This window comes from Desulfatiglans anilini DSM 4660, from assembly GCF_000422285.1.
GTDB lineage: Bacteria > Desulfobacterota > DSM-4660 > Desulfatiglandales > Desulfatiglandaceae > Desulfatiglans > Desulfatiglans anilini.
In genome coordinates this window covers 1-4,689 of record NZ_AULM01000083.1, presented here as the reverse complement: position 1 = coordinate 4,689, position 4,689 = coordinate 1, and the positions used below count along the sequence as shown (strand labels likewise).

Annotated in this window: 4 protein-coding genes and 2 pseudogenes; 2 read left to right on the top strand and 4 right to left on the bottom strand. The window is 51.0% G+C overall.

Annotated features, from left to right (window positions below; translation table 11 throughout):
- The coding region (locus H567_RS0120995) for an IS66 family transposase (protein ID WP_028322893.1) at positions 1–380 on the top strand (380 nt) is incomplete at its 5' end.
- Positions 381–662: 282 nt separating this feature from the next.
- Here the strand turns inward: H567_RS0120995 and H567_RS0120990 are convergent.
- From H567_RS0120990 to H567_RS26485, 4 genes and pseudogenes are all read right to left on the bottom strand, one after another.
- Positions 663–1,499 carry a nucleotidyl transferase AbiEii/AbiGii toxin family protein gene (locus H567_RS0120990; protein ID WP_028322892.1) on the bottom strand — a complete coding sequence of 279 codons (837 nt, stop codon included), beginning with the start codon at positions 1,497–1,499 and terminating at the stop codon, positions 663–665.
- Between the two features lie 3 nt (positions 1,500–1,502).
- Positions 1,503–2,330 carry a type IV toxin-antitoxin system AbiEi family antitoxin domain-containing protein gene (locus tag H567_RS0120985; protein WP_028322891.1) on the bottom strand — a complete coding sequence of 276 codons (828 nt, stop codon included), beginning with the start codon at positions 2,328–2,330 and terminating at the stop codon, positions 1,503–1,505.
- Positions 2,331–2,585: 255 nt separating this feature from the next.
- Positions 2,586–3,119, bottom strand: coding sequence for a group II intron maturase-specific domain-containing protein (locus H567_RS26490; protein WP_161626673.1), 534 nt, complete (start codon positions 3,117–3,119; stop codon positions 2,586–2,588).
- 139 nt (positions 3,120–3,258) lie between these two features.
- Positions 3,259–4,146, bottom strand: a pseudogene (locus tag H567_RS26485) (reverse transcriptase domain-containing protein); the annotation flags it as partial.
- Between the two features lie 111 nt (positions 4,147–4,257).
- Between H567_RS26485 and H567_RS29470 the strand changes: the two are divergent.
- Positions 4,258–4,689 (top strand): annotated as a pseudogene (locus H567_RS29470) (hypothetical protein); the annotation flags it as partial.

Sequence of the window (4,689 nt, the reverse complement as noted above, 5' to 3'; positions counted from 1 at the left end):
CAGCTCTTGAGGCGTGGTGCCATCAGCAATTTGCGGAGAAGACCGTGGAGCCCAACTCCGGCTTGGGGAAGGCGATCACCTACCTCCTCAAACACTGGAAGGAACTGACCTGTTTTCTCAAGGTGCCTGGAGCCCCGCTGGACAACAATATCTGTGAAAGGGCCCTGAAGTTCGCCATCCTACACCGGAAAAACTCCCTCTTCTACAAGACGCAACGCGGCGCCTATGTCGGGGATCTCTTCATGAGCCTCATCCACACCTGTCAACTTTCAGGCGTCAACCCGCTCGACTACCTCACATGGCTCCAGAAGAATACCAAAGCCCTGCAGACCTCCCCGCATACCTTCATGCCGTGGCATTACCAGGATCAAAACCGCTAACCCTATCCCGCCGGGGGCCCCTTGGGGTCTCCCGGCCTCTGCTTCATCCTCGCACGCTAAAAAATTTTACATGCCGAAAATTTATTGATCTCTGCACGCCCGCCGAAAGGACACGTTATACTCGACCGGCAACATGGCTAATCGGTAGAGAGGCAGCAATCGCCGATTTGCACGGAATCTGATTCATAATCCTCACCATTGATCGACCGGACAGTTGCGGAACGATGTGCAGGGTGCGATAAACTATTTTCAGAATAAGGTGCAGGAGCATCAAAACTATGCTTACACTAGACCGGCATTACGGAAGGAACGCTGTACAGCGCGATACACTTCTTCGAAATGAGGCAACTCGGCCATCTGGTTTGCCAGTCGCATCTGCCATAGTTTTTTCAATCGCGCTTCTTTTTTGCCAAATTCTTCGCCCATCCCTTCCAATCCCCTGCCACGAAATTCGAGTTTGGCTGAAATCTCCGGGATAAGGGCTGACAGGTCCATGTTCTCCGGTTCCATAAGATACCAGACATCATAGAGATCGCGCGGTTCGTTTCGAGCCCGGTCAGCCAGGGCGACCACTTTCTCCGTTAGAATTTCTTCCAAGGAATAAACCAGAATAGTTGCGTCATCCGGGAGGTCTTCGTACTCCTCGTAGCCTTTCAAGACCGGCCTTTCCTTTAAGGGCAGCACAAGTCGTTCCTCAATGGTGATATCCACCTTCACTTCCTTGACCGTCATACCAGGTAATGGTCCCTCATAGGCGAGATAAAAAGTATGGCTGTTCTGATGTGATTTTCGATCCTCCCGAGAATAACGAATAATGATGCCAGAAGTCCTGTGGACCTCTGAGGAAATCATCTCCAGTTCGGCAAGAATAGTTTCCAGGGATGTTGCCTTGACTAAAGTAAAATCGAGGTCCTCGGAAAAACGATAATCTCCCATATAGCAACGTTTCAACGCGGTACCGCCCTTGAAGGCAAGAGCCTCTCGGAGTGGTGATCGGGCGAGTCCGACCAGGAACCAGGCCAGGCAATAGTCCCGCTCAAGCACGCCTTCCGGTATACGACGACCGCCAGCCTTGGCGAGGCGATTTGACAGTAATGAAATATTTCTTTGGGGAATCATTGATCAGGTCCTTATTATCGCTGCTATCTCTTCCGGGCTTACATTGAGCCTAAGTCTCCAGCGGGCGATGAATTTGCCCTCGGCCGGCATCATCGGGTCAAGGAGGACGTAGGAGGCGGTGAGTTTTTTACGCAGCAATTCCAGCTGGTCTTCTTTTGTCTCGAACAATTCCAGCAGATATCCGAGGCGGCGATAAACCGCTCCGATATCCAGCATCAAAGCGTATTCAACCAGCTTTTTCACGTCCATATCCTGCCGCCGCATCCAGAACCCCTTGGCGACTTCGCTGAAGCCGCCGCAGTATTCAGACTGCCTGAGCCCGTCGATGACGGTTCTTTCAAGATCGCTGATCTTGATCTTTTTCGTCTTGCTTGCCCAGTGGTCCATAGTGCCGAAAAAATGGTTCGTTTTGCAGCGCACGAAGCGGAATTCAGTTCCGAGTATGGATCGCGGGCGAATAGATTGAGTTGTTGTCGTATACACCACGAGCTGTGGCTGGGTGACCATTTGGTGAATATCCATAGCCGAGGCATGGGAAATGAAGTAACCGGAACCACCGACGATTTCCGCAGCAACGACATATGGATCGCCCAAATAATCCCGCCCATGGCCTAGTTCGGCCGGCACCAGGATGAACAATCCCGGCTTAAGCCTGGTCGCCAGGCCCCTTTCCACGAGGCGGATCGTTAGTCCTCGGGCCGCTTTGGGGCTCAGGCCGGTAATCGTTTCCACGTCCTGGTTGGAAAAGACCGTCTTTTGCTGCTCGTATAACTCAGCGACGAGAAAGGCCAATCTAGGACCAAGAGTTTTTAATTTCTGATTACCTCTCATTTGCGATGCGCTCCTATTTATAGAGCTTATCGCATACAAAATATAATTTGTCAACTTGATTATTATACTTTGTCTGCAAAAAGCTATAACTTTTGAAGTCTTTTGCGTACAAAATATAATTAAAATAAATCAACTCTGACCCAGTGCTCCAGTGCTCAATATAGATAAAACAACCTATATTTAATCGGGATAGGGGAAGGCCTCACGGCCTTCGCCCTCCCACACCACCGTGCATACGGGTCCGTACACGGCGGTTCATATAGCAGTAACCAACCTGTTATACTGATTGAGTAACGGTTGTAGGCCTCTTTTAGCAAAAAAGTGATTCGGCATGCCCACCTGGACCGGTTTCATGTTGGACATTGCCCACGGGCCCTTTCGGGACCCGGCTACCGGTTTGGCATTCCGGTCACTGACGCCAAGCGCCAGCAGGCCGTTGTACCTGGTGTGGCAGTTGTTGATCCACTTCTTCATTACGAAACAGCGGAGTCTCCGGCGTATCCAGCTGTCCAAATCCCTCAGAACAGTTGGCGTCTCAATGAGTCGATAATAGCCGACCCATCCACAGGTAAACACATTCAGCTCTTTGATAATTTGCTGCAGGTTGACCCCTCTGGATCTGCGCGTAATCCGTTTGATCCGATATTTGGCGTTTTTGAGGGCTTTTCCTGAGAGCTTTATCTTAAGTTTCCGGCCCGATGTAAAGCTGAACCCAAGGAACTTCCGCTCTTGGGGCCTGACCACAGCCGTTTTATTACGGTTGACCTTGAGTTTCAATCTCTTGCTCAAAAATCTTTCGATAGAGCCCAGCACCCTTTTCCCTGCCCGTTCGGAATGGACGTAAATGTTGCGGTGAGTAGCCTGGGGGAATCTCACCCCCAGGCCCTCTCAGAACCGGACGTGAACCTCTCGGCTCATCCGGCTCCCATCACCCAACCGATGGCAAAATCCCCATCTGCCAGTGCGCGAACAGTCGCGGTTCTTTTCGGGCAATTCGCCCCAACCAATGTTCCGCGCGCCGTCGATGGCGACTCAGCTTTTTGTATTTCCTACGTGCCCAATGGATCAGAGCACGATTCATGTGTCTGAGCACCGGATACAACGCGGACTTATAAAAGCGGCCGTAATACTTAATCCATCCGCGCATTGCCGGATTAAACATTCGAGATATGTCCTCGATCGTCTTATCCGGCTTCAGATGAATCCGCCAAGTGCGGATCGTTTTGCGCATCGCTTTTGCAGCTTTGTTGCTGACTCCGGGCGTAAAGTTGATGAAAAACTTGCCGTAACGATTTTTTGATCGCCTCGGACGAAAGGTATACCCAAGAAAATCGAACTTGATTTCCGGGTAGTCCGCCATACGATCATCGTCTTTACAGTAGACGATTCGCGTTTTATCCGGATGTAGCTCAAGCCCGCATTCGTTAAAACGCTTATCCAACCGCGCCAACAAGTATTCAGCCTCTCTTCTTGCCCGACAATGTGCCACCGCATCATCTGCATAGCGCGCCCATGGATTTTGCGGAAAATTTCGCTCCATCCACTTGTCAAACACATAATGCAGGAACAGATTCGATAAAACGGGGCTGATCACACCGCCTTGCGGTGTTCCAGACCGGCGCTCTACTATCTGACCGCCTTCCAACTGAAAGGGTGCTTTGAGCCAGCGCTCAATATAGAGCAGCAGCCATTTACAGTCCGTATGTGTTCTAACCGCGCGCATCAGCAAATCGTGATCGATGTTGTCGAAAAGGCCCTTTATGTCAAACTCCAACAGCCAATCATACCGCCAGCAGCGCTGACGGGTGGTTTCGATAGTCTAAAATTGACCCTCTAAAAGGGGAAACGACGGCACAAAATTGACCCCCCCTCAGCCAAGACTCTGGTACAGGATGTTGAAGCATATCCTGAAGCCGGAGGGAAAGGGATGCTGAAGGTGGATCAATACAGTTACATACGGACCGCACATCGGGTTTATGGCAAGGGCATCAAACAAATAGCCAGAGAGACGGGCCACTCTAAAAATACGATAAAACGGGTGCTAAGGGGTGAATATGACGGGTATAAACCGAGGCTGCAGCAACCATACCCGACGCTTGGGCCTTACTTAGACACAATCGAGCAATGGCTACGGGACGACAAGGAACGGCCGAAAAAACAGCGACATACGGCTGTCCGGATTTATCGTCGGCTAAAACGGGAACTCGGGTTCAGCGGGGCGGAGACCACCGTGCGGCAATATGTGCGGGAGCATTACGCGTTTCTAAAAAAACCCTTACGTTCCAAGATTGGGCTTGCTACCTTCCTGTCAGGAAGGAGGCAAGACCATGGGTACGGATCTCATCATTCGCGGCAGACA